Source organism: Flavobacterium sp. UBA2787 (assembly GCA_002352205.1).
In the GTDB taxonomy this organism is placed as follows: domain Bacteria; phylum Bacteroidota; class Bacteroidia; order Flavobacteriales; family Flavobacteriaceae; genus Flavobacterium.
Genome location: DEHZ01000003.1, coordinates 1 through 22,188, shown reverse-complemented (window position 1 = coordinate 22,188; position 22,188 = coordinate 1). Strand labels below are relative to the sequence as shown.

The following is a 22,188-nucleotide window of genomic DNA, read 5'->3' as shown; positions in this document are numbered from 1 at the left end:
ATTAGAAATGGCAGGAGGAAAATTAACCCCTAGACAGAAGATGATTAACCTGATGTACTTGGTTTTCATCGCGATGTTGGCACTTAACATGTCAAAAGAAGTATTATCAGCATTTGGATTATTTAATGAGAAATTTGAAAAATCTAACGTTGCTGCGGTACAAACTAATGAAGCAATTTTACAAACTTTAGCTCAGAAGGCTTCGGAAGATCCAAAAAACTTCCAAGGACCAAAACAAATTGCTGATAAAGTTACTAATTTGACTAAAGCTTTTTACAGTTATATTGGTGAATTAAAAGCTGGTATAACTGAAGGTGTGGAAGTTGATGAGGAAACAGGAAAGTTGCCTTACGAAGCAATGGATAAAGCAGATGCAATTGACTATACTTGGTTTAAAGGAGATGGATATACCGAGAAAGGTAATGAAGTATTAGCCACCATAAACAAATATAGAGAAGACGTTAAAGCTGCTGTTGGTACTGATAAAAAATATAAGGCAATAGTTGATGACTTAAATTCTAAATTTAATACTGATGATGTAAAAAATAAGGAAGGGATCACGGTACCTTATCTTGATTATCATTACAGAGGTTTTCCAGGGATAGCTTCATTAACAAAATTATCTGCTATGCAAAGCGATGCTAAATCAATTGAATCAAGTTTATTGAATGCTTTGATTGGTAACACGTATCAATCTACAGCTTCATATAGCAATTATCAAGCGATTGTAGTACTAGACAAAAATGCATATTTCCAAGGTGAGACAGTTACTGGAAAAGTTGTATTAGGTCGTTATGATGCTAACACAACGCCTACCAAATTTGTTGGTCCGGGTAAAATTGAAAACGGTCAGGCTGTTATCTCTTTAACGGCTGGTGCAGTTGGTGAACAAAATATTAATGGTCAATTCGTTTTCGTAGAAGATGGAAAAGAAATCCCATTAAAATTTGAAGGTAAATATGTAGTTGTTCCTCAACCAAAAGAAGCTACAATTTCTGCTGATAAAATGAACGTAGTTTATAGAGGTGTTGTAAACCCAATGACTATTTCATTCGCAGGAGTATCTGATACTGATGTAACTGCTTCAGGTCCAGGTTTAAGTAGAGCTTCTGGAACAGGAAAATACAACATGAGTCCAGGTCAAGGGACTGAAGCTGTTATTAATGTAACTGCTAAACTTCCGGGAGGGAAAACGGCAAGTTCTAAAAAAGTATTTAGAATCAAAGGTATTCCTGCACCAGTAGGAACTATCGGTGGTGAAATGTACGGTGCTAAAGGACAAAAGTCTAGATTAGCTGTTTCTCAAATTGGTGCGAAACTACCTGATTTTGATTTCGATGTTAATTTAACGGTTACTGGCTTTACATTTAAAGCTCCAGGTCAAGCTGCAGTAATTGTAAATGGAAACAGAGTAAACTCTCAATGTGAGGCTGCTATGGCTAGAGCATCAAGAGGAGATGCTGTTACTATTACAGACATTAAAGTAAGACTTGAAGGTTCTGACATCATGTTGCCTAGAACTGCACCTATAGTTTACGAAATACAATAATTATAATACTGCCACGTTATCTTATAATAACCTACAAAAGAATAAAGATGAAGTTAAATACAATAGTAGCATGTTTGTCAATCTTGTTTGTATCACAAATGAGTCATGCACAGTCTAATCTGTTAAATGCTAAAACGCCTGACGAAATTGGAAAAAAAACTGCTGCCCAAATGGAAGCAGATAATGATAAACCACTTCAGTATGGTTACGTACACGACAGAGATGTATTGATGGGTAAAATGGTTTGGGAAATCATCGATTTAGATGAAAGAATCAACTTTCCATTATATTTTCCTGTAGATACAGCTAATATTGGTAGAGATAGAAGATCTTTATTCGATGTATTGATAAAAGAAATAAAGGCAGGAAGAATTACTGAAGTATATTATGATGATTATTTTAATTCTAAAAAAACATTATCAGACATGTCTTCATCTTTCACTTATATAGATACTACAAATGCTGGTAGGGAAGAGATTAATACGTTTTATGATGATTACAAATCCGGTCGTAAAGTTTTAGATCCTCAGTATATCGATAAAAGAGAATTAGGATCTATAGACGTATCTGGTTATAAAATCAAAGGATATTGGTATTTTGACAAACGTCAAGGTGAAATGAAGTACCGTTTATTAGGTATTTGTCCTGTTTCTCCTGAGGCTCGTGAGGTTGGCACAGATAATCCGGATGTAATCGAATTGTTTTGGGTATATTTCCCATCAACAAGAGATGTGTTACATGAATGGAAAGCTTTCAATGATAAGAACTCGGCTATGCCAATTACGTTTGACCACTTGTTAAATTCACGTCGTTTTAGTGGTGTGATTTACAAAGAAGAAAATGTGTATGGAGATAGACAAATTCAGGAATACATGAAAGATAACGCTCTGAATCAACTTTTAGAATCTGAAAGAGTGAAAGAGAAAATCAGAAACTTCGAACAAGATATGTGGAATTATTAATTCCATAAATTAAATAACAAAAAACTCTTACTTCACGGTAAGAGTTTTTTATTTTTGCACTATGACAGATTATTTACTAGTTGGAGCCGGATTAGCCGGAATTGCGTTTGCAGAAATAGCACTGCGGCACAACAAATCAATTCACATTTTCGACAATAAATCTCAAAATTCGTCCACAATTGCAGGTGGTTTGTATAATCCTGTTATCCTAAAACGATTTAGTGAAGTATGGCGATCGCAAGAACAAGTTGATTTAGGAAATCAATTTTATGCTCATTTGGAAGAAAAATTGAAAATAAAATTAGATAATAAAATTCCGATTTATCGAAAATTGTATTCCGTTGAAGAACAAAACAATTGGTTTATTGCATCTGACAAACCTAACTTAACTCCTTTTATTTCTCCCAAAATAAGTTATAATAAATATAACGGTATCAATTCCCCGTTTGGTTTCGGAGAAGTGCTTCAATCAGGATATGTTGACACAGCCGCCTTATTAAAAAATTATCACGCTTATTTAATCGAATCAAATCTATTACAATTCGATTCATTTCAATATGATAATTTAAATATAAACGATGATTTCATCGAATATAAAAACAACCAATACAAAAACATCATCTTTGCAGAAGGATTCGGAATTCATTCAAATCCGTATTTTTCAAATTTGCCGCTAGACGGAACAAAAGGTGAACTGTTAATCATTAAATCAAAAGAATTAAAACTAGATGTAATTCTAAAATCATCCGTCTTTATAATTCCATTAGGAAATGATTTATTCAAAGTAGGAGCCACCTACAATTGGGAAGATAAAACCGCAACACCAACTGAAGAAGGTAAAAACGAACTTTTGTCCGACCTAAAATCGCTCTTAACAACCGATTTTGAAGTAATAGATCATTTTGCCGGCGTAAGACCAACCGTTAAAGACAGACGACCAATGTTAGGAACACATCCAAAACATCCAAAATTACACGTTCTAAATGGTCTTGGGACACGCGGAGTAATGCTTGCTCCCGACATGGCAAAAATGTTGTTTGAAAATATAGAATACCAATTTCCTTTGGATAAAGAAATCGATATCAAACGTTTCAAAAAAATTAGTTGGGACTAATGCTTGGCTTCTTTCCAATTTTTGTCATAATGAACAAACATATTAATCCAAATATTTCTCGCTAATCGCAAAATGATCGGAAAAGTAATAATCAATGTCGCTACAATAGCAATAAAAGAATGAATTAAACCTAATCCGATAAAAACATTTGAAATGATAAAAGCGGCAACGCCAAAAGCAATACTTAATCCGTAGCTAACATACATTGCACCATAAAAAAAGGAAGGTTCCATTTTATATCGTGTACCACAATGGCTACAAGTTTCATGCATTTCAAAAATTTTACCCATTTTAAATGGATTTTTTTCCAAATACATACTTTCTTCTTGGCATTTTGGACAACTTCCTGTTAAAATGCTATTCAGTTTGGATCCTTTTTTTAACATTTGCAAAAATTTTACACAAAGGTATCAATTAAACACATTAACCTTTGTAACATTTGTAACAATATTATGCTAAATATACACAATTTATCGGTCTCCTTTGGAGGAACATTTTTATTTGAAGAAGTCACTTTCCGTCTCGGATCAGGTGACAGAGTTGGATTGGTGGGAAAAAATGGTGCCGGTAAATCAACGATGCTCAAAATTTTGGCAGGAGATTTCAAACCCGATTCCGGAAGCATCGCCACCGAAAAAGAAGTAAAAATGGGTTTCCTTCGTCAAGATATTGATTTTGAACAAGGAAGAACCGTTTTAGAAGAAGCCTATCAAGCCTTTGAAGAAATCAAGAAAACCGAAAGACGAATTGATGAAATTAACCATCAATTAGCCACCAGAACCGATTATGAAAGCCAAACCTACTCCGAATTAATCGACGAATTAAGCGATGTAAATCATCACTACGAAGTTTTAGGCGGTTATAATTATGTGGGCGATACCGAAAAAATTCTCCTAGGTTTAGGTTTTAAACGTGAAGATTTTGAAAATCAAACCGAAACTTTTTCCGGTGGATGGCGAATGCGAATTGAATTAGCCAAATTACTTTTGCAATCCAACGATATTCTGCTACTCGATGAGCCAACCAACCACCTCGATATCGAAAGTATCATTTGGTTAGAAAGTTTCTTACGCAATTTTCCGGGTGTAGTCGTAATTGTTTCACACGATAAAATGTTTTTGGATAATGTAACCAATCGAACCATCGAAATTTCACTCGGAAAAGCGTACGATTTCAACAAACCCTATTCACAATATTTAGTTTTAAGAGAAGAAATTCGCGAAAAGCAATTGGCTACCCAAAAAAATCAAGCCAAAAAGATTGAAGAAACCGAAAAATTAATCGAAAAATTCCGAGCCAAAGCTTCCAAAGCATCGATGGCTCAATCGTTAATTAAAAAACTCGATAAAGTAGAGCGAATTGAAGTGGATGAAGACGATAATTCCGTGATGAATATCTCATTTCCCGTTTCACAAACGCCAGGTCGAGTAGTCATCGAAGCTGAAAATGTTACCAAAGCCTATGGCGACAAAACCATTCTAAAAGACATATCATTATTAGTTGAACGTGGAAGTAAAATCGCTTTCGTCGGTCAAAATGGTCAAGGAAAATCAACGTTTATCAAAGCCATCGTCAACGAATTCAACTACCAAGGCTCAATAAAACTCGGACATAACGTGCAATTGGGTTATTTTGCCCAAAATCAAGCTGAATATTTAGACGGCGAAATCACATTGTTAGAAACCATGGTAAACGCTGCAACAGACAGCAATCGTTCGAAAGTTCGCGATATGTTAGGTTCATTTTTGTTTCGTGGCGATGACGTAGAAAAAAAGGTGAAAGTACTTTCCGGAGGCGAACGAAACCGTTTGGCTTTGTGTAAATTATTGCTTCAGCCCATCAACGTTTTACTGATGGATGAGCCAACCAATCACTTAGATATTAAATCAAAAAATGTTCTAAAAGCAGCTCTAAATAAATTTGAAGGAACCTTATTATTGGTTTCTCACGACAGGGATTTTTTGCAAGGAATGGCTAACACGGTCTATGAATTCAAAGACCAAAAAATCCGTGAATATTTGGGCGATATCAACTTTTTCTTGGAACAACGCAACGCAATGAATATGCGTGAAATTGAGAAAAAGGATGTGGTTGCTACTGCAAATTCCAACAAAGATTCAAAATCGATATCCTACGAAGATCAAAAGAAAAGCAAATCGCTTCAAAACCGTTTGAGTAAGATTGAAAGTCAAATTAAACAACTCGAAATCGACATTCAGAACGACGACAAAGCGTTGGCTTCTAATTACGACAAACACATTGAAGATGCCAATTTCTTTGTTGCCTATAATAAGAAAAAACAAGAATTAGACAAATTATTAGAAGACTGGGAAGTGGTTCAAGGCGAAATTGATAATATGTAGCCAATCCAGCTTCCTGCCTGCCGGCAGGCACGGTCCGTTCCAAGTTTTTATGTTTTTTGCCAAAAATTTATCAGGGTTACAAGAGCTTCCGTTGGTCGCTTTGTAACCCTGTAAATTTTAAGGCAAAAAACACAAAAAGCTTTCCACTGCAATCTGGGCTAGGGGTTGCGGGTTTGAAAGTTACGGGTTGCGGGTTTCGAGTTAGGAGTTTCTAGTCACATAAAGCAATACAAGTTTTCATAAACTTAGTGACTTTCTTTCTTCGTGGCAAAAAATAACCATTGCGTAGCAATCTCATTCATTATATTCCGTGTTTTCTAAGTTTTGTCATTCTGAAAGATGACAAAGTCGAGATAGGAATCTCCCGCCTAGGCTGGCAAAACCCGTAACCCGCAACCTTCAAACCCGCAACTATTTAAACGGATTCCTCTCCTTCCACTCCGTCTCCGGTTCCAAATAACAAAACAACTGCTCCATTTTTCGGTTAATCAACCCATTCGAATGCTGAATGTAACCCACCATTTCCTCCGGTTTTGCACCCACCGAACTTTTGATTTCCAAAGCAGTTCTGGCAAAAATAATTTCCTTAAAACCTTTATTAATCGAATAGGCAATCATATCATACAACATATTCAAATACAACATTTTTTCCCGCTGAATGGTTTCATCATAACCTAAAAAGTAGGTGTCCATCTGACTTCCGTTTTTTATCAACGTATTAAAACCGATGAGTTTTTCGTTTTCAAAATAGCCGTAAAACAAGAATTTATCTTTCAGTTGTAATTTCATTACGCTAAAATGATTCTTAGCCAAAAAGAACGTATTAAAAGGAGCGTTTTTTGCCACGTGAAAATACAATTCATAAATCGTTTCTTCCTGAGCAATAATTTCTTCCAAATTCATTTTTCGCTTTTCAATTCCTTCGGCTTTTTTACGGCAACGTTTGTATTGATCACGGTATTTTTTAGACAATGAAGCAATGTAATCATCAAAGGATAACCAATTTTCAGAAACCTTGAAAACCATATTCGGTTGTGTAGAAAATTGATAAAACGGTTCAAATTCTTTCTCAGGAAAATGATTGATTTCAGTTTTATCAAAATCTTTATAAGTTGTCAAATGAACTTTTTTGCCTCTTTTTTTCAAAATCAACTTAATTTCCAATTCAGCTTGACGAACTAATTCAACTCCTTTCTCAATATCAATTTCATTCGAAAAAGAAAAAGCATTTTGACCAGTTAGCATATTGTTTCCAATAAACAAAACGTGTGAACAGAAGTTTTTGAAAATAAAATTTCGAACTGCTGTTTTAACACATTTATCTCTTTCTCCAAATGATTCCAATTTGTTCAAATCTAAAAATTGAGCAAGAGCAATTCCAACCAATTTATCAGATTTATATAAACTGATAAAAAAGCAATCCATATTTGTGGGTTTAGACTGTTCTAAAACAGCTAAATATTCTTTCGACAAAAAGATGTTGGATGTGGCTAATGCATTCCAATCACTTGGCAAATCATTAGTTGAAGTAACTATTTTGAAAAAACAGGAAGATTCCAAATGAAGAATGTTATTTTAAGCGATAAAGTTAAAGTTTGAAAAAGAATAATAAATGTTATTTAACTTTATATAAATAAAAAAATATGAAAATATATACTGAAAAAACAATTCAAGATGAACTTGAACAATTAAACGATTGGAAATTCAAAAATAATTCCATCCAAAAAGACTTTGAATTCAAAAATTTTTCTAAAGCTTTAGCATTTATTGTCCAAATAGGTATTTTGGCGGAAAAGCAAAATCACCATCCGGAAATTAAAAATGTGTACAACAAAGTTTCGCTGCGATTAACTACGCACGATAATGATGGTGTAACCGAAAAAGATATTAAATTGGCATTAGCGATTGATAAAATTTAAACCCAACCGCAAACAATTGCTCCCATGATTGTCATCACTACAATCCAATAACCGCTGTGGATAAAAATATATTTCCACGATCTTCTTTCAAACAATCCATTGATAGCAATTAGCGGAAATGCAAGAAATAATCCGGACATAAATCCATGTAAAGCTCCATGTTTGAAAGTTCGGAACGCCGTACCGTAGTCTGCCATAAATGCTGCATAAGAAGGTTGAGCAGCAGCTTCTAATTCTGGTCCGCCAACCATTCCTAATGCTCCAAATTGATGAATAGTCAAGATTTGCATAATCATTGCAATCATAACAGAAAAAATGTAAGTTAATCCGAAAATTTTAACCATACTGCCTTTTTTCAAATCTTCTTCGGTTAAGCCGGTTTCTTTCATCCAAGCCTTTCCAAACAAAGGACCATACCAAATAAATCCAACAAGCAATGTGGTTAATGCGGCCACAAAAACAGGGTAAAAGTTTATTTCCATACAATAAGAGTTTTTGATTAGTAACTCAAATGTAGAATTTTATTAAATAACTTGTTATAGAAATGATAAAAAAAAGTGTTACAAATTATTAAAAAGATAAACTTCCTGCTAATTCTCTCAAACTGATTTCGGATTGTTTAGCCTGCAATTCTGCCGATGTTAGACGAATTACAGCATTGCCATAATTTTCTTGAGCAGTTCTAAATTCAATTGGAGCAACTGACCCAATTTTGAATTTTTCTAAAGTGATTTCTAAATTTTGTTTGGCAATTCCTTCATTTTTTCTTTCCAATTCAAGTAATGAAAGATTAGAAAGATAGGATTGATATAATGAAGCAACTTGTGATTGAATTAGTTGTGATTGTCTTTCAATTTGCAATTGTGTATTTTCTAATTGAATTTTGGCTACTTTTTCGTTTCGGTTCTGATTGAAACCGTCAAATATATTTAGAGTTGCCGAAAAACCATACACAAAATTTCTTCCGGTCGACTCGGTCACGAAGCCAAAAGGTGTTTGCGAACGAATTAAATTATAACCACCTAAAAGACTAATTGTGGGAAAACGATTGGCTTTGACTTGCTTTAATTCATATTCCTGAATTTTTTTGTTTATGTATTGAATTTGAAGTTGTGGATTTTGCTTTTCTGCAGATGAAAGAAGATCCGGTAATAATAGTGAACTATCTATCGAAATAACATCTGAAACTTTAAAATCGGTATCTAAAGGACGAACCAAAAGCTCATTTAACGTTACTTTTGAAATGCTATATTGTTCATTTAATTGAATTTTGGCAGATAAATCCGCATTCAAATCAACTTCTGCATTCAACACTTCTAATTTAGAAGCTTTTCCGATTGTAAGACGATTTTTAGCTGTTTTCAAACGAAATTCAGAAACAGAAATAATGCTGTCAATCATTTTAAGTTGTTGCTGTTGAGTGGATAATGTGAAATACGTTTGATAAACAGCACTTACTCTACTCAAAACCGAAAGTTTTAATTCAGTGGCTCCTAAATTTTGCAATTCTTTTAGCTGATTATGACGAGCAAACATTCGAAAACCATCAAAAATGGTCCATTCTATTCCAACACCATAATTAATATTTACGTTTTGAGCACCGTCAATTTCAATTTCGTTACCACTTGCTTGTGTTTGAGTCTGGTTTAAAATAGTGTTATTGTTAGTAACGGTTCCATTAATATTAGGAAGCATTCCGGCATTTCCAATAGTCACATTTTCTTGATCAATTCTCAATTCATTTTTAGCGATGCGAATATCAAAATTGTTTTCAAGTGTTAGGGAAACCGCTTCTTCAAGTGTTAAAACAGGTTGAATTTGACTCCACACCGGAAATCCAATCAAGAAAATTATATAGGATAGAAGTATTTTTTTCATAACTAATTTAAACAGATTCTTTATCGTATTGGTCTAAATTATCAAACTCTGGACGATGTTTTTTCTCTCTTGACCACATTAAATAAACGGCCGGAATTACATAGAGAGTCAAAATTAACGAGAAAATTGTTCCGCCTACAATTACAATTCCCATTCCCATTCTACTTTGAGAAGCTGCTCCAATGGAAACTGCAATTGGCATCGCACCTAACGCTAGTGTTAAACTTGTCATTAAAATTGGTCGCAATCGTGACTCGGAAGCCTCCATTACGGCATCGTATTTGGATTTTCCCTGTTCGCGTAATTGGTTGGCAAATTCTACAATCAGAATTCCGTTCTTAGTTACCAAGCCAATCAGCATGACGGTACCAATTTGACTAAATATATTCCAAGTTTGACCGAATAACCATAGTGAAAATAAAGCTCCGGCAACAGCCATTGGAACAGTTAAGATGATGATAAACGGATCAATAAAACTTTCAAACTGTCCGGCTAAGATGAGGAAAATCAATAATAAAGCTAATCCAAAAGCAAACATCGTATTCGAGCTGCTTTCAGCAAAATCGCGTGATTCTCCGCCTAGGTCGGTTGTAAATGTTTCGTCTAACACTTTTTCTTTAATTCGTTCCATTGCTTCAATTCCGTCGCCGATACTTTTTCCGGGAGCTAACCCCGCAGAAACTGTGGCCGACATATATCGATTATTGTGAAACAATTGAGGAGGACTGCTTTGTTCTTCAATCGTTACAACATTATCCAACTGAATTAATTGTCCCATGCTGCTTCGAACAAAAATAGCTGCCAGATCGAGCGGTTGATCGCGGTCTTTTTTATCAAATTGACCAATAACTTGGTATTGTTTTCCATTCATTAAAAAATATCCAAATCGCTGTCCGCTCAACGAAAGTTGAATAGTTTGTGCCACATCTAAAACAGATACACCTAGTGATTCTGCTTTTTCACGATTAATGGTGATATAAATTTCAGGTTTGTTAAATTTTAAATTTACATCAGTAATCGAAAATGTTGGATCTTTTGAAGCTTCTTCCATAAATTCCGGAATTTTTTCTTCCAACATTTGAAAGTTTTTCGCTTGAATTATAAACTGAACAGGTAATCCGCCACGACGGTTTACAGAAATAGTCGGTTGTTCTGAAACAGATGTTTTGGCATCATTATAACCTTTGGTTAAACCGGTAAGTTGTTGTGCAATTTCCTTTTGCGAACGCTCTCTATCACCCGGATCTACTAATGAAACACGAGCAAATCCGCGATTAACAGAACCGGCACTAAATCCGGGGGAAGTAACAATTAAACTCACGTTTTTTTCCGGAATAGAATCGGTGATTAATTGGGATACATCTTGCATAAATCGATCCATATAATCATAGGTTGCTCCTTCCGGTCCTGTAACATTCAATAAAATCATACTTCTGTCATCATAAGGAGCTGTTTCTTTTTGAAGAATGTTATAAAATAATACAGACAATCCTAAACAAGCAATCAAAATGGGAAAACTTAGCCACTTCTTTTTTATAAATTTTTCTAATGACGAAGCATATCCTTTATTTAAGTTTTGATAAAAAGGTTCTGTCATTTCATAAAATTTCGAACGTTTTTGTTTTCCGCCTTTCATTAAATAAGCATTCAACATCGGTGTTAAACTCAGTGACACAAAGGCGGAAATAAGTACGGCCGCTCCAATGACAATACCGAATTCTCGGAATAATCGGCCTACAAATCCTTCTAAAAATATGATGGGAAGAAAAACCGCTGCCAATGTAATCGAGATGGAAATTACAGCAAAAAAGATTTCATTGGATCCTTTGATAGCTGCTTCTATCGGCGACATACCTTCTTCTACTTTTTTGAAAATGTTTTCGGTTACCACAATTCCATCATCCACTACAAGTCCGGTAGCTAAAACAATTGCCAACAACGTCAGTACATTAATTGAAAACCCACATATGTACATAATGAAAAACGTAGCAATCAAAGAAACCGGAATATCAATCAACGGACGAAATGCAATTGCCCAATCTCTAAAAAATAAGTAGATTACTAATGTTACTAACAATAAGGCAATTAACAACGTTTCGGCAACTTCTAAAATTGCTTTTTTGATGAATTGAGTTGTATCAATGGCGACATTCAACTCAAAATCTTTGGGTAAATCTCTCTTTAATTCTTCGTATTGTTTGTAAAATTCTTCAGAAATATCGAGATAATTTGTTCCCGGTTGAGGCGTTACTGCTAATCCAATCATGGTTTGACCGGCATCACTCAAACGGGTTTCTAAGTTTTCGGCTTCTAAACTTGCTTTGGCAACATCGCTCAAGCGAACAATTTTATCGCCATCCGATTTTACGATTATGTTGTTAAAATCTTCTTCGGTGGATAAATTTCCTAATGTTTTAACCGTTAATTCAGTATTATCTCCCGTTAATTTTCCTGATGGAAGTTCAACATTTTGACTGTTTAAAGCATTTAGAACATCGGAAGCTGTGCAACCATAGGCTGATAATTTGACTGGATCAATCCACAAACGCATGGCATATTTTCGTTCGCCCCAAATTCGCACACTACTTACTCCGGGTATAGTTTGAAGACGTTGTAAAATTACATTTTCGGCATAATCGGTAAGTTCCAACACGTTTTTGTTGTCACTTTTCATCGTCATTGTTAGAATCGGATCGGAATCGGCATCTGCTTTAGAAACTACAGGTGGCGAAGTAATATCATCCGGTAAATTTCGGATGGCTTGAGACACCTTATCACGCACATCATTCGCGGCTTCTTCCAGATTTTTACCTAAATTAAATTCGATAGAAATAACGCTGGTGCCTTGAGCACTTGTGGATGAAATATTTCGAATACCATCAATGGAGTTAATGGCTTTTTCAAGCGGTTCTGTAATTTGCGATTCAATAATATCGGCATTTGCTCCGGTATAACTGGTTTGTACAGTTATTTGAGCCGGATCAATCGACGGAAATTCGCGAACGCCCAAATAGGTGTAACCGATAATTCCAAAAAGCACAATCATCAAATTCATGACAATGGCTAAAACGGGTCGCTTGATGCTTAAGGTTGATAAACTCATGCGATTTATTTTTTTATGATGTTAACTTTGACATCTGCACCTGGTTTTACGGCCATAATTCCTGATGTAATAAGTGTGTCGCCAATTTTTAGTCCGGATGTGACTAATATTTCCTTTTCGTTACGATTTCCGGTTTCAATGATTACTTCTTTTGCTTTACCTTTTTCAACAACGAAAACTTTTTTCCCGTTTTGAATTGGTATGATTGCTTCATTTGGTATTAAAATGGCATCATCCAAATTTTCTAACGGAAGCGATATATTGGCAAATGTTCCGGGAATTAATTTACCGTCTTTGTTTTCGGCAATTGCTCTAATTTGAAGTGTTCTTGTTGATTGATCAACAGCCGGTTCAATAGCATAAATGGTTGCAGCATACGATTCTTTTCCGCCTGCAGTTGTGAAGGTTAATTCGGAATTTATCTTCATTAAAGAAGCATATTTTTCAGGAATTGAAAAGGTGATTTTTACTTGTGTAGTATTGACCAATTTGGCAATTAATGTAGTTGGTGTAACATATGTTCCTGGAGAAATTGAACGTAAACCTATTCGACCTGAAAAAGGAGCAACAATAGATGTTCGAGCAATTTGTGCCTGAATTAATTGTGACTGTGCTTTGGCTGATTGAAATTCTGCAGAGGAAATTTCATATTCTTCTTGACTTATTGCTTCTTTTTCCAGAAGTAATTTAGCTCTTCTTTCATTTTCTGAAGCTAATGATTGCATTGTTTTGGCTTGCGATAATTGAGCTCTTAATTCGATATCGTTAACTTTAATTAATTGTTGACCTTTATTAACAATGCTTCCTTCTTTAAAGTAAATTCCTTGAACAACGCCAGAAACTTCACTTCGCAATTCAATTTGCTCATTAGCATCGATACTTCCGGAAAGGGTAAGTTGATTGGAAAATTTTTTTGGTTCAATAATTAAACCATTTGTAGTAACTATTGCTTTTGTAGCTCCACTTTTATTGTTTGAATTGTCTTTTTCTTTGTTACTAAAAATCCTGTAAACAATCAACGAAAGTAATCCTACAACAAGTAGAATTAACACAATATTTTTTATTTTCATAGTGAAGTCAAATAGGTACTGGGTTAATTATGGTATCGGACAAATTTACTTTATATAAAATAAAATGTTTTTGTGGTTAATCTTTATTTAACATATTTTATTGATAATTAACAAATGTTTGGATAAGTTAATTTGATGAGTTCAATTCTTAAAATTTAATAGCTTTATTGTAAGAAAAGTATAAATATATGTCGAAAAAGATGTATTTCATCGATAATATTTGCATTTAATCGAAATAAGTTATTATATTTACTTCATCAAACCCCAAATTTAATTGATACATGAAAACTATTACATCTATATTATTCGTTTTCTTTTTTACTTTATCAGCTTTTGCAGAGGTATCTACTTCTGAAAGAGAAGCTTTAATCAAACTTAATCAATCCACCAATGGAAGCCAATGGAAAATCAAATGGGATTTAACTGCAGCTACTTCAACTTGGTATGGTGTTAAGATTAAAGACAATAAAGTGGTTGGTTTAGCTTTACCAAACAACAACCTAGATGGTCAAATTCCAACTGAAATTTCTAAATTGCAGTATTTGGAAACTATCAATTTATTTAAAAATAATCTTTCTGGTAATTTGCCTGCTTCGATAGGTGATTTAAAAAGCCTTCAAACACTGAATGTTTCGTTCAATAAATTAACAGGTTCTATTCCTGCTTCAATAGGAAAAGCAACTTCATTGAAAGTGATTGAATTATACATGAATTCGCTAACCGGTTCATTGCCTCAAGAAATAGGACAATTAACACAATTAGAAAACCTTTCTCTATTTAATAATTCATTGCAAGGAGAATTACCAAGTTCATTATACAGCTTAAAAAACTTAAAAGTTTTGATGTTAAACAGTAATAATTTTTCAGGTAAATTGAGTTATGAAATTGAGAATTTAAAATCTCTTGAAAACTTAAGTTTATTTGAAAACAACTTTGTTGGACAAGTTCCTTTTGAAATAGAGAAATTAGACAACTTAAAAGAAATGAATATATCATACAATAAGTTCAATGGATTGATTTCGTATGCTTTGGCGAAGAAAGATACTTTCCAAATGACTATGTTAAACGATAAAGGAGTTGCGGTACGTTTACCGTTGCTTACTGACAATACTGGAGTAGTAGGTACTCCGGATTAATTTTCCAAAATACAAATACCAACCCCACTAAAAAACTTGCTATCCCCAAATAGCAAGTTTTTTTATTATGTGATAATGAGATAATGTGGCAATTTGTCAATTAGTTGATGTGGCAATTTGTCAATATGGGAAAATGGAGAAATGCAAAACAGTATTTGAATAAAATACGCTACTTTTTATACTCTTTTCATATACTATCTATACTTCAGGTATAGCGAGTTTTACTATTGACGTTAAAAAAGAGAATACTCTGTGTCAATTTTTCTTAGTTCCTTTCTTATTTCAAGATACTTTTTGACTATGAGTTTACATTTTTTGAAATAATTTTTTTCACTTTTAATTAAATCAGCATATTTTTCAGCAGTATTTTTTCTAACAGTATATCTTACTCTTATATAATCTATAATCTTTTCAAATTCAGATTTGCCTTGGTGAATAATTTTATTTTTCATAGATAAAAAAGATAAATAAATTCGATTTTATTTCCAAAAGAACGCATACAAAAATACCAACACAATCATGACCGCGAAAGCACTAATGTTGAAAGTTGAAGTTGTTTTGAATGTTTCTCTTCGTAATTCAAATCCTTTGCTGTCATCAACACCTTTGTTTTGAAACCAGCTGATTAAGGCGATAATGGCCATTGTTAGTAAGGTTGTATAGCCCATTTGATCTAAGAACGGAACGCTTGGGAAAATACCTTCCAGTGAAGTTCCGGCTGCCCATCCTTTCGGACCGATTTTAAAGAACATAGCGATCGGAATAGACAATAATGCTCCCCAAATCGCTGCTTTGTTTGTGGTTTTTTTCCAGAAAAGTCCTAGTACAAAAATGGCTAAAATACCCGGACTCACCACACCGGTATATTCTTGTATGAATTGAAAAGCTTGGTTAATTCCTCCTAATAAAGGAGCAACAATTGCACCTATCGTCAAAGCAACAGCAGCCGTAATTCTGCCTACTTTTACCGTATTTTTATCATCTGAATTTTTATTGATGTATTGTTTGTAAATATCCATCGTAAAAATGGTCGAAGTAGAATTCAGCATTGAAGCTAATGACGAAACAATTGCCGCTGTTAAAGCAACAAAAGCTAATCCTTTTAGTCCTGTTGGTAAAAACTGAATTAGCCAAGGATAGGCTTTGTCCGCAGCACCATCACTCGGAATATTGATTAAACCATTAGCACCTAAACGAGCTAACATTTCAGGATCATTTACAATTACGTATGCAGCAATTCCCGGAATTACAACGATAAAAGGGATTAATAATTTTAGAAAAGCTGCTAATAAAATTCCTTTTTGAGCTTCTTTTAGTGATTTTGCTGCTAATGCACGTTGAATTATATATTGATTGAATCCCCAATAATATAAATTCGCCACCCAAAGTCCGCCAATCAAAACGCCAATTCCGGGTAAATTCAAATATTCCGGATTGGATTCATCTAAAATCATAGAAAATTTTGACGGTGCTTTATCATAAATAATTCCTAATCCTTCCACCATTCCTTCTCCGTTTGATACCGTGTTTAAAGCTAAATAAGTTGTGGCTAATCCACCAAAAACTAAGAAAACAACTTGAATGGAATCGGTCCAAGCAATCGAAGCTAATCCACCATACAATGAATAAGCGGCAGCAAATAATGATAATCCGATAATCGCCCACATCATATCAACACCCATCACGGTATTCATCGCCAAAGCACCTAAATACAGTACAGAAGTGATGTTGACAAACACATACAACGCCACCCAAAATACAGCTAAAATTGTTTTTAAATTGGTAGAAAATCTTTTTTCAACAAATTCAGGAATGGTATAAATTCCTTTTTCTATAAAAATGGGAAGAAAATATTTCCCAACAATAATTAACGTAATGGCCGCCATCCATTCATACGACGAAATCGCTAAACCCACTGCAAATCCGGAACCCGACATTCCAATGAATTGTTCAGCAGAAATATTAGCTGCTATTAGCGAAGTACCAATTGCCCACCACGGTAATGATTTACTGGCTAAGAAATAATCTTCTGCATTTTTTTGATGCCCTTTTTTATCACGAGACATCCAAAGTCCGACACCTAATATTAAGATAGCATAGCAAATAAAAACAACGTAATCTAAAGTTTCAAAACCTGTATTCATAGGAAAAGGGTTAGTTTATTATTTTAATTTATAATGCAATGTAGGTAATTCTCTTAAAACAGCGGCACTTTTTTCGGGTGAAATGTCTCGTTGAGCTTCGCCTAACATTTCATAGCCCACCATAAATTTTTTTACAGTCGCACTTCGTAATAAAGGCGGATAAAAATGCATGTGAAAATGCCATTCCGGATGAGCTAAGCGGTCAGTTGGTGCTTGATGAATACCGGATGAGTAGGGGAAAGAGGTTTCAAAAAGATTGTCATATTTAACGGTTATCGTTTTTAAAATTTCAGCAAATGCCACTGTTTCTTCTTTTGTCATGGCGATGATGGTTCCGAAATGTCTTTTGCTGATAATCATTGTTTCATACGGCCATGTTGCCCAAAACGGAACAACGACAGCAAAATGATTATTTTCCCAAACCAAACGTTCTTTTGATTTTAATTCTTCGTCCAAATACTCTTTTAAAAGGCTGACTTTATGTTGCTCGTAATATTTCTCAAGATTTTTTTGTGTTTTTTCCACTTGGGTTGGTAAGGACGATTGTGCCCAAATTTGTCCGTGCGGATGCGGATTACTGCAACCCATCACCGCTCCTTTGTTTTCAAAAATTTGCACATGGTTGATGAAATCGTAATTGCCTAACTCGATGTATTGTTCTTTCCACGTTTGAATGACTTTTTCAATCTCACTGATTTCCATTTCAGGAATGGTTAAATGGTGCTTTGGTGAAAAACAAACCACTCTGTTGATGCCTCGTTCCGGTTTGAGTTTAAAAAGGGGAGAAGTAGATGCGGTATTTTGTTCGACTTCCTCATTTAATAAAGCTGAAAAATCGTTTTCAAACACATAGCAATCGGTATAATCCGGATTTTTTGTTCCATTTGAACGTTCGTTTCCGGGACATAAATAACACGTTGGGTCATATTCGGGAAGGGATTCGGTTGAATTACTTTCTTTTTGCCCTTGCCACGGACGTTTGGTACGATGGGGGGAAACCAAAATCCATTCATCCAAAAGTGGGTTATAACGGCGGTGTGGATGTTCGTTGGTATTAAAAGATTGCATAGGTTTAGTTGGCTTTGTTTTTGTTTTTAATTTTTGACGTTCCTTTGGCAATTTTTACTTTGTAATGATTCAACTGAATGCCGAATTTCTGCAGATACGCTTCTGAAATTTTTTCAAATAGTGTTTCTTCGCTACCTTTTTCAACTAAGTTGATGGAACAACCGCCAAAACCGCCTCCCATCATTCGTGAACCGATTACTTGCTTTTCGTTTTTAACAAAATCAACTAAAAAATCGACTTCTTCGCAACTTACTTCGTATTCTTTTGATAAACCTTCGTGGGTTTCAAACATCAATTTACCCAGTTCTTCAAAATTATTTCGGTCTAAGGTATACACCGCTTCATTGACTCTTCGGATTTCATTTATCACAAAATGGCAACGCTTATAAATCGTTTCGCTTAATTCATTTTTCAATTCATTCAATTGAGTTTCTGTGCAATCTCTGAATGTTTTTACGAGTGGGAATCGATTTTTTATAATCGCTAACCCTTTTTCCACTTCTTCTCTTCTGGTGTTGTAGCCGGAGGTAAGGTGAGTGTGTTTTACGTTACTGTCGATTAAAAGTAAGGAATATTTTTTAAAATCGGCAGTATGGTATTCATGTTCTAATGAAGTGCAATCTAACTTGATTACTTTGTTTTTTTTACCAAATACACTGGCAAATTGATCCATAATGCCACATTTTACACCTACAAAAGTGTGTTCGGATTTTTGACCCATCAAAGCAATTTCTTCTCGAGATAAATCTAATTTGAATAGTTTATTCAAGGCATAGCCAAATCCGCATTCTAATGCTGCGGAGGATGAAAGTCCTGCTCCCATGGGAATGGTGCTGCTAAACACAATGTTAATTCCTTTTAATGAAAAGTTACGTTCTTTGAGTTGATGCAAAACACCTAACATGTAGTTGACCCACATTTTGTCAACGGGTTTTACTTCTTCTTTCCAGTTGAATTGATAGGATTCATTCAAATCTTTGGCGACCAACGTACATTCATCTGTTTTAGAAACTGAAACTGCAAAGCAAATGTATTTGTTGATGGCGGCCGGTAACACAAAGCCATCATTATAATCAACGTGTTCACCGATAATATTGATTCTTCCCGGGGAAAGAAAAACAGCTTGAGGTTCGTGTTGGAAAATTGTTTTAAAATGTTCCGTCGTAGCGGAAATTAATTTCTTCTTCATCTTATTTCAGTTCAAGTGTAGCTTCTTTCAGGTTGGCTGATTTAGCTTTGATTTTAATTGATTTTTTTAAGTTTTTTGTGCGAAGTAAAATCGTAGCAATACCCGCTTCGGCAGCAATTGGATTCTGTCCGATTAACTCGGCATTTTCTCCTTCAATTGAAAATTCTACTGAATTAGTTGCATCCGAAACAATGGTTCCGTTTGCATCCATAATTGAAGCATAAATAAATACAACATCAGGAAATTCCGGATTGATTTTTACATTCGATTCATCAAAAGTCAACTGAATTGAACTTGCTTCTTCAGCAGATTTTACAACATGTTCCGAAACTTTTTTACCCTCTAAAAATCCTTCTGCCCGTAACGTTCCTTTTTGAAATAATGGAATTTTAAACACAAAAGGTGGATGTGGTAATTCTTCTGAAAATGCTGTTAATGATGGTTTTTGTTTCCCAACTAATTCATCATTTAAATACAACGCCACTTCATCGCAATTACTAAACACAGTGACATCTAAACTTGATTTTTCATTCCAATAATTAGCAATGTAAACCATCGGACCCGAAACTAAATCTTCGTTTAATTTTACCGTTGGCGAACGTTGGCTTTGGTAGAAATAATGAGCAAATTTTGGTATTCTGAAAATATCGCTGATGCCTGAACTTTCAATATCATCGGCATAACCACGGTTATAATCAAACATTAGCCAATTGGCTTGACCAATGGTGTGTTTTCCTTTTAAATTTGAATTGAAGGCTTCTTGGTAATTGAAGGCTTGTTGCAACAATCGTTTTTCGCCAAAACCACGCAATTGACGACTCGTGCGTTCGTCTTCTTTTAAATTTGAATAGGCCGTTTGGTTGAAACCGGCATTTTGAGCATAATATTCCCAATCACCATATTCGGCAATAAATATTTTGCGGTTTCCTTTTTCGTAGTTGTTCCAATAGTCGGGAGCTTTCCCGTGTTGGCGGGCCGGAATGTAAATGTCGTAATTCGGATTGTCTATCCAACCAGCTGTGTAAACATGAGCATAAGGCAATTCCGCTTTTAAAATTTCATTGGCTTTTTTCATGTACGGTTCTTTGATGTCGCTTTCGTTCAGCGAAACTTCCCAAAAAATGATACTGGGATGATTTCGGTCTCTTCTCGAAAAATCACGGATTTCTTGATAGGAGTTTTCAATGAATTTTTCATCACCCACAAATTGCCAACCGGAGATGCAATTCATTACTAGTAGTCCTACTTCGTCACACGCATTTAAGAACGCTTCGGATTGCGGATAATGCGACAAACGAACAAAATCGAATCCTGCATTTTTGATTTTAACAGCATCACGGTAATTGGCTTCGTCTGAAAGAGCATAACCAATGTACGGATATTCCTGGTGGCGATTGGTTCCGTTGATGAATAATTTTTTATGATTCAAATAGAAACCATCTGCTTTTAATTCTGCTTTTCGGATTCCGGTTTTGATGATTTGGCTGTCGACTGTATTATTTTCAGAAATTACATTGACAACCACTTCATACAAATCAGGTTGTTCAATTCCCCATAACGATGGATTTGAAATTTCAATGTTTTGGATGATGGATTCATCTGTTTTGGAAGCAATCATTACTTCTTTAGTGGTGAATTCTGTTTTTTTATTTTTAGATGAAAAGGTAATTCCTAACTTAATTTTTTTAGGTTCATCTGTTTCGTTTTTTATATGTACTTTGACAATTCCGCTTGCTTTTTCTTTGGAGATTTTATCAAAATGAACCAAAATTCCACCGCCGTTGATTTGATTGGCATGCACCGCATCGGTAATGTAAACCGAATTTGTTTTTAGCAAATAGACATTGCGGTAGATTCCACCATAATAATTGAAATCTAATGTTTTTAAGGTTTTTCCGGGTGGGATTTGTGGATTGTCTTCGTTGTTGACTTTGACAATTATGGTGTTGTTTTTTTCTTGAACAAAATCGGTTGCATCCACTGTAAAGGGTAAGTAGCCGCCTTGGTGATGGGTGATGAGTTTTCCGTTTATCCACACCCATGCTTCGTGCATGACACCTTCGAAATAGAGGAATACTTTTTCGTTTTCTGTTTTCTCTACATCAAACTTTTTTTGATACCAACAATTGCCTTGCCATTGGTTGTTGACCACCAAAGGTTCAATTTGTGCGGTGTGTGGAATGGTTACTTTTTCCCAATTTAATGAGGTGGAATCTTTTGTAAATGTCCAATCTGAACCAAAGTTGGTTTTTGTGCGATTGGAATTGATTACTTCTTTGCCACAAGAAAAAAGGAAAAGGGAACTTAGAAATAAGAGTAGGTGTTTTTTCATTATATTGAATGATGATAATTTATTTTGAATAATAATTTTAAGTCGTTTTACTCCTTTGTTTTTTGCCAAGGATTTAGCTGATTAAACGGATTGGAAGGTGTGAATACTTTTGCTTTTTTATTTTTTACCATATAAGTAATGTAAGTTTTAAGTCGTTTCAAACCTTTGTTTTTTTGCCACGGATTTTACTGATTAAACGGATTGGAAGGTATGAATACTTTTGCTTTTTTATTTTTTTATCATATAAGTAATGTAAGTTTTAAGTCGTTTCACTCCTTGGTTTTTTTGCCACGGATTTTACTGATTAAACGGATTGGAAGTTGTGAATACTTTTGCTTTTTTATTTTTTTACCATATAAGT

Annotated in this window: 17 protein-coding genes; 6 read left to right on the top strand and 11 right to left on the bottom strand. The window is 34.6% G+C overall.

What is annotated here, in order from left to right; genetic code table 11:
* Positions 1 to 7 precede the first annotated feature (7 nt).
* The 3 genes from gldM to B4N66_RS01930 all read left to right on the top strand — a co-directional run bounded on the left by gldM (position 8) and on the right by B4N66_RS01930 (position 3,625).
* On the top strand, positions 8 to 1,549 hold the full coding sequence (gene gldM, locus B4N66_RS01940; RefSeq protein WP_291092061.1) for a gliding motility protein GldM: 1,542 nt from the start codon (positions 8 to 10) through the stop codon (positions 1,547 to 1,549).
* A 47-nt stretch (positions 1,550 to 1,596) separates the two neighbouring features.
* The gene (gldN, locus tag B4N66_RS01935; protein ID WP_291092060.1) at positions 1,597 to 2,511 is read left to right on the top strand and encodes a gliding motility protein GldN; all 915 of its coding nucleotides are present in this window, start codon (positions 1,597 to 1,599) and stop codon (positions 2,509 to 2,511) included.
* Positions 2,512 to 2,572: 61 nt separating this feature from the next.
* Positions 2,573 to 3,625, top strand: a complete 1,053-nt coding sequence (locus B4N66_RS01930) for an NAD(P)/FAD-dependent oxidoreductase (protein WP_291092059.1) — start codon at positions 2,573 to 2,575, stop codon at positions 3,623 to 3,625.
* Here the strand turns inward: B4N66_RS01930 and B4N66_RS01925 are convergent.
* The gene (locus B4N66_RS01925; RefSeq protein WP_291092058.1) at positions 3,622 to 4,011 is read right to left on the bottom strand and encodes a DUF983 domain-containing protein; all 390 of its coding nucleotides are present in this window, start codon (positions 4,009 to 4,011) and stop codon (positions 3,622 to 3,624) included. The two genes, B4N66_RS01930 and B4N66_RS01925, sit on opposite strands and share 4 nt — an antisense overlap.
* Before the next feature lie 66 nt (positions 4,012 to 4,077).
* Between B4N66_RS01925 and B4N66_RS01920 the strand changes: the two genes are divergently transcribed.
* Positions 4,078 to 5,988, top strand: a complete 1,911-nt coding sequence (locus tag B4N66_RS01920) for an ABC-F family ATP-binding cassette domain-containing protein (RefSeq protein WP_291092057.1) — start codon at positions 4,078 to 4,080, stop codon at positions 5,986 to 5,988.
* Between the two features lie 411 nt (positions 5,989 to 6,399).
* On the opposite strand, the gene B4N66_RS01915 is transcribed toward B4N66_RS01920, so the two are convergent.
* Complete coding sequence (locus tag B4N66_RS01915; RefSeq protein ID WP_291092056.1) at positions 6,400 to 7,548, bottom strand: peptidogalycan biosysnthesis protein; 1,149 nt, start codon at positions 7,546 to 7,548, stop codon at positions 6,400 to 6,402.
* 83 nt (positions 7,549 to 7,631) lie between these two features.
* On the opposite strand from B4N66_RS01915, the gene B4N66_RS01910 reads away from it, so the two are divergent.
* Positions 7,632 to 7,907: a 4a-hydroxytetrahydrobiopterin dehydratase gene (locus tag B4N66_RS01910; protein WP_291092055.1), complete on the top strand. Its 276-nt coding sequence runs from the start codon at positions 7,632 to 7,634 to the stop codon at positions 7,905 to 7,907.
* Here B4N66_RS01910 and B4N66_RS01905 read toward each other — a convergent pair.
* The 4 genes from B4N66_RS01905 to B4N66_RS01890 form a co-directional block, all read right to left on the bottom strand.
* On the bottom strand, positions 7,904 to 8,389 hold the full coding sequence (locus B4N66_RS01905; RefSeq protein ID WP_291092054.1) for a DUF1761 domain-containing protein: 486 nt from the start codon (positions 8,387 to 8,389) through the stop codon (positions 7,904 to 7,906). The genes B4N66_RS01910 and B4N66_RS01905 overlap by 4 nt on opposite strands.
* Positions 8,390 to 8,477: 88 nt before the next feature.
* On the bottom strand, positions 8,478 to 9,785 hold the full coding sequence (locus B4N66_RS01900) for a TolC family protein (protein WP_291092053.1): 1,308 nt from the start codon (positions 9,783 to 9,785) through the stop codon (positions 8,478 to 8,480).
* Positions 9,786 to 9,792: 7 nt separating this feature from the next.
* Positions 9,793 to 12,888, bottom strand: coding sequence for an efflux RND transporter permease subunit (locus B4N66_RS01895; protein WP_291092052.1), 3,096 nt, complete (start codon positions 12,886 to 12,888; stop codon positions 9,793 to 9,795).
* Between the two features lie 5 nt (positions 12,889 to 12,893).
* Entirely contained in the window at positions 12,894 to 13,958 is a 1,065-nt protein-coding gene (locus B4N66_RS01890; RefSeq protein ID WP_291092051.1) for an efflux RND transporter periplasmic adaptor subunit, read from the bottom strand.
* Between the two features lie 281 nt (positions 13,959 to 14,239).
* On the opposite strand from B4N66_RS01890, the gene B4N66_RS01885 reads away from it, so the two are divergent.
* Positions 14,240 to 15,094, top strand: coding sequence for a leucine-rich repeat domain-containing protein (locus B4N66_RS01885; RefSeq protein WP_291092050.1), 855 nt, complete (start codon positions 14,240 to 14,242; stop codon positions 15,092 to 15,094).
* 233 nt (positions 15,095 to 15,327) lie between these two features.
* Here the strand turns inward: B4N66_RS01885 and B4N66_RS01880 are convergent, their stop codons facing one another.
* From B4N66_RS01880 to B4N66_RS01860, 5 genes are read right to left on the bottom strand one after another with little or no spacing between them, the layout of a single operon-like run.
* Positions 15,328 to 15,546, bottom strand: a complete 219-nt coding sequence (locus tag B4N66_RS01880) for a hypothetical protein (RefSeq protein ID WP_291092049.1) — start codon at positions 15,544 to 15,546, stop codon at positions 15,328 to 15,330.
* A gap of 27 nt (positions 15,547 to 15,573) precedes the next feature.
* Complete coding sequence (locus B4N66_RS01875) at positions 15,574 to 17,238, bottom strand: sodium/sugar symporter (protein WP_291092048.1); 1,665 nt, start codon at positions 17,236 to 17,238, stop codon at positions 15,574 to 15,576.
* An 18-nt stretch (positions 17,239 to 17,256) separates the two neighbouring features.
* Positions 17,257 to 18,306 (bottom strand): UDP-glucose--hexose-1-phosphate uridylyltransferase, encoded by a 1,050-nt coding sequence (locus B4N66_RS01870; protein ID WP_291092047.1) that lies wholly within the window; start codon positions 18,304 to 18,306, stop codon positions 17,257 to 17,259.
* Positions 18,307 to 18,310: 4 nt separating this feature from the next.
* The gene (gene galK / locus B4N66_RS01865) at positions 18,311 to 19,495 is read right to left on the bottom strand and encodes a galactokinase (protein ID WP_291092046.1); all 1,185 of its coding nucleotides are present in this window, start codon (positions 19,493 to 19,495) and stop codon (positions 18,311 to 18,313) included.
* A 1-nt stretch (position 19,496) separates the two neighbouring features.
* Complete coding sequence (locus B4N66_RS01860) at positions 19,497 to 21,827, bottom strand: glycoside hydrolase family 2 TIM barrel-domain containing protein (RefSeq protein ID WP_291092045.1); 2,331 nt, start codon at positions 21,825 to 21,827, stop codon at positions 19,497 to 19,499.
* Positions 21,828 to 22,188 lie beyond the last annotated feature (361 nt).

Coding starts and splice junctions, on each gene's coding strand:
- gldM (WP_291092061.1), top strand. CDS start 8: ATGGCAGGAGGAAAATTAACCCCTAGACAGAAGATGATTAACCTGATG.
- gldN (WP_291092060.1), top strand. CDS start 1,597: ATGAAGTTAAATACAATAGTAGCATGTTTGTCAATCTTGTTTGTATCA.
- B4N66_RS01930 (WP_291092059.1), top strand. CDS start 2,573: ATGACAGATTATTTACTAGTTGGAGCCGGATTAGCCGGAATTGCGTTT.
- B4N66_RS01925 (WP_291092058.1), bottom strand. CDS start 4,011: ATGTTAAAAAAAGGATCCAAACTGAATAGCATTTTAACAGGAAGTTGT.
- B4N66_RS01920 (WP_291092057.1), top strand. CDS start 4,078: ATGCTAAATATACACAATTTATCGGTCTCCTTTGGAGGAACATTTTTA.
- B4N66_RS01910 (WP_291092055.1), top strand. CDS start 7,632: ATGAAAATATATACTGAAAAAACAATTCAAGATGAACTTGAACAATTA.
- B4N66_RS01905 (WP_291092054.1), bottom strand. CDS start 8,389: ATGGAAATAAACTTTTACCCTGTTTTTGTGGCCGCATTAACCACATTG.
- B4N66_RS01900 (WP_291092053.1), bottom strand. CDS start 9,785: ATGAAAAAAATACTTCTATCCTATATAATTTTCTTGATTGGATTTCCG.
- B4N66_RS01895 (WP_291092052.1), bottom strand. CDS start 12,888: ATGAGTTTATCAACCTTAAGCATCAAGCGACCCGTTTTAGCCATTGTC.
- B4N66_RS01890 (WP_291092051.1), bottom strand. CDS start 13,958: ATGAAAATAAAAAATATTGTGTTAATTCTACTTGTTGTAGGATTACTT.
- B4N66_RS01885 (WP_291092050.1), top strand. CDS start 14,240: ATGAAAACTATTACATCTATATTATTCGTTTTCTTTTTTACTTTATCA.
- B4N66_RS01880 (WP_291092049.1), bottom strand. CDS start 15,546: ATGAAAAATAAAATTATTCACCAAGGCAAATCTGAATTTGAAAAGATT.
- B4N66_RS01875 (WP_291092048.1), bottom strand. CDS start 17,238: ATGAATACAGGTTTTGAAACTTTAGATTACGTTGTTTTTATTTGCTAT.
- B4N66_RS01870 (WP_291092047.1), bottom strand. CDS start 18,306: ATGCAATCTTTTAATACCAACGAACATCCACACCGCCGTTATAACCCA.
- galK (WP_291092046.1), bottom strand. CDS start 19,495: ATGAAGAAGAAATTAATTTCCGCTACGACGGAACATTTTAAAACAATT.
- B4N66_RS01860 (WP_291092045.1), bottom strand. CDS start 21,827: ATGAAAAAACACCTACTCTTATTTCTAAGTTCCCTTTTCCTTTTTTCT.